A 1116-nucleotide genomic window follows, 5' to 3' on the forward strand; every position below is an offset into this window, starting at 1 on the left:
CCATCGTCGACGGTGGCGATCACGATCCTATAGTCGAGCCCAAGCTCATTGACAGTCAGCGGGCCATGGAGCTTGAGCCCATGTCGGGCTGCAAGTGCGTACAGTTGGGAGGTATCGGCGGTCGTGACTACGGTCATGATTCACTCCTGAGGGCTTGACGGGTTTAGCCACCTAAATGTAACAGTCACGTCGGTTATATTCAATCCGGCACTGTTGCAAAGTTAGCGATGAGGCAGCCTTTTGTCTTATTCAAAGGCCTTACATTTCAAAAACTCTGCTTACCAGGCGCATTTCGCCCAGGGGATCACCATAATAAAATGCTGAGGCCTGGCCTTTGCGTAGTGCACGCATCACCTCAATACCTTTGATGGTGGCGTAAGCCGTCTTCATGGATTTAAATCCCAGCGTGGCGCCGATTATCCGTTTCAGTTTGCCATGATCGCATTCAATCACGTTGTTCCGGTACTTAATCTGTCGGTGTTCAACGTCAGACGGGCACCGGCCTTCGCGTTTGAGCAGAGCAAGCGCGCGACCATAGGCGGGCGCTTTATCCGTGTTGATGAATCGCGGGATCTGCCACTTCTTCACGTTGTTGAGGATTTTACCCAGAAACCGGTATGCAGCTTTGCTGTTACGACGGGAGGAGAGATAAAAATCGACAGTGCGGCCCCGGCTGTCGACGGCCCGGTACAGATACGCCCAGCGGCCATTGACCTTCACGTAGGTTTCATCCATGTGCCACGGGCAAAGATCGGAAGGGTTACGCCAGTACCAGCGCAGCCGTTTTTCCATTTCAGGCGCATAACGCTGAACCCAGCGGTAAATCGTGGAGTGATCGACATTCACTCCGCGTTCAGCCAGCATCTCCTGCAGCTCACGGTAACTGATGCCGTATTTGCAGTACCAGCGTACGGCCCACAGAATGATGTCACGCTGAAAATGCCGGCCTTTGAATGGGTTCATGTGCAGCTCCATCAGCAAAAGGGGATGATAAGTTTATCACCACCGACTATTTGCAACAGTGCCCATCGGCGTAGTAGTGGATGTGGTCGATGACAAAGCCGGTGCGGGTCAGCGTGCGCCGGAGGATCGGCAGAAAATCGACCAGGAACGAAG

Annotated in this window: 1 protein-coding gene and 1 pseudogene; both read right to left on the reverse strand. The window is 53.5% G+C overall.

Annotation, left to right across the window (positions count from 1 at the left end; all coding sequences use genetic code 11):
• Positions 1 to 137: pseudogene (locus R7070_RS26220) on the reverse strand (Mph(A) family macrolide 2'-phosphotransferase); the annotation flags it as partial.
• A gap of 121 nt (positions 138 to 258) precedes the next feature.
• Complete coding sequence (locus tag R7070_RS26225; protein WP_001067855.1) at positions 259 to 963, reverse strand: IS6-like element IS26 family transposase; 705 nt, start codon at positions 961 to 963, stop codon at positions 259 to 261.
• Positions 964 to 1116: the final 153 nt, after the last annotated feature.

The sequence above is a fragment of the Vibrio sp. 1557 genome (assembly GCF_033340175.1).
Taxonomy (GTDB): Bacteria; Pseudomonadota; Gammaproteobacteria; order Enterobacterales; family Vibrionaceae; genus Vibrio; species Vibrio alginolyticus.

Excerpts from the sequence above, each read along its gene's own strand:
- R7070_RS26225 (WP_001067855.1), bottom strand. The coding sequence starts at position 963 with ATGAACCCATTCAAAGGCCGGCATTTTCAGCGTGACATCATTCTGTGG.